Below are 1,359 nucleotides of genomic sequence, written 5' to 3'. Positions count from 1 at the left end.
TAGAAGCTGGCTCCTGCGGGTGCAGTTAACTCGCTTTTTGTCTTGTGCGGACAATGGTTCTCCGACCTCTAAAGGCGAGCCAGCTCATGACAACATTCACCATCCGTGGCGACCAGTTGATTGTCGATCCGGCAGTTGGCACCAATTCCTCCGAAGGCACTGCGACAGTGCAGTGGGGGAGGCAGCTGTGGTCCAAGGGTCATACGATCGAGCTGACTGCGGTGAATGACACAGGCACCGAACTTACCGGACAAAGCGGCATTACCGGCCTGAAGGTCTTCGACAGTGCAGGCTTGCTCGTTGCCGAATATCGTCCAATGAACCCAGGTCAGACGGCCAGCATTCAGAGCGATATCTCCGGCCTCGGAGACAGCTATGCACGCATCAACACGACGGTGATGCAGCCGTCACCCGGTGCGCCCTGGCTTGGACCCATCATGATCACCAACGGCGACAATACATTCTCGTCGTTGCCGATCACCTTTCACGTCGGCAATGGTGCGTATGACATCACGCCGACCAACCAGAACCTGCCCACCGCAACCCAGCCTTTGGATGCTCCGCCATGCTTCGGCCCTGATGTCCCCGTCGACGTGGTCCGGAGAGGAGTTATACCTGTTCGTCTCGTCGAGGCAGGTGACATGATCCTCACATCCGAAGGGCGACAGCCGGTGCTCTGGACCGGCCGACGTCTCTGCGCCTGTAAATTGGAGCGGGAGTGGCCGGTCGAGATCAACGGGGAGCTCTTCTCGCCGCTCCACCGCATCTTCTGGCGGGGACGGTGGGCCAAGGCGAAACATCTGGCGGAGGCGGGCAGAGCGAGCAGGCGCAGCGACTGTCACGAGATCTACTATCATCATGTTCTTCTTCCCCTGCACTCGATCATTCTCACCGGGCGAAATCAGGTCGAGAGCCTGCTTGTCACGCCGTATTCTCTCAGCTTGTGGAAGGGCACCGATGCTGGTCTGCAGGACCATAAGGATGCCTCCAGAGATCTCGGCTACGGAGAGTGGAAGCGTGGAGAACTGCTGCGCCATGAGCGCACCGCCGAGCTTGTTGATGTGAAGGTGCCTGCGCAGAAGGCCTTCTAGAAGAATGCAATGAAGTAGTAGCTCATTCCAGGCCTCTCGCCTTTGCCCCTGCTAGGCGTCGACTAAGCATGTTGCGACGCGCTTGGACGGCTGCTTGGTGATGACGCACAGCACGTTGGTGTGCCTTTGGTTGTCGGCGCTTTTCCGGACGCTCTTGATGTAGAAGTGTTCGCTTGGGGGGACGAAATCGGCTACGGGCTCTTCGGTCGATGTAGGTTCCGGAGCATGCTGCAGAAAGTAGCTATGCAAATGGGCTGCAATCAGACAA

The 1,359-nt window shown here is 58.2% G+C and carries 2 protein-coding genes; one reads left to right on the top strand and one right to left on the bottom strand.

Going from position 1 to position 1,359, the window contains the following annotated elements; all coding sequences use genetic code 11:
* Window positions 1-86: 86 nt before the first annotated feature.
* Window positions 87-1,091, top strand: a complete 1,005-nt coding sequence (locus OC184_RS20180; RefSeq protein ID WP_265508953.1) for a Hint domain-containing protein — start codon at window positions 87-89, stop codon at window positions 1,089-1,091.
* Between the two features lie 51 nt (window positions 1,092-1,142).
* Here the strand turns inward: OC184_RS20180 and OC184_RS20175 are convergent.
* On the bottom strand, window positions 1,143-1,359 hold a 217-nt coding region (locus OC184_RS20175), incomplete at its 5' end, for a hypothetical protein (RefSeq protein ID WP_265508952.1).

It is taken from the genome of Paracoccus rhizosphaerae (assembly GCF_026162645.1).
In the GTDB taxonomy this organism is placed as follows: Bacteria; Pseudomonadota; Alphaproteobacteria; order Rhodobacterales; family Rhodobacteraceae; genus Paracoccus; species Paracoccus rhizosphaerae.
The sequence above is the reverse complement of the archived record's forward strand: the minus strand, read 5'-3'. Positions and strand labels throughout refer to the sequence as shown.

Bases quoted from the DNA above. Each gene is read 5' to 3' on its own strand.
- OC184_RS20180 (WP_265508953.1), top strand. From the start codon at position 87: ATGACAACATTCACCATCCGTGGCGACCAGTTGATTGTCGATCCGGCA.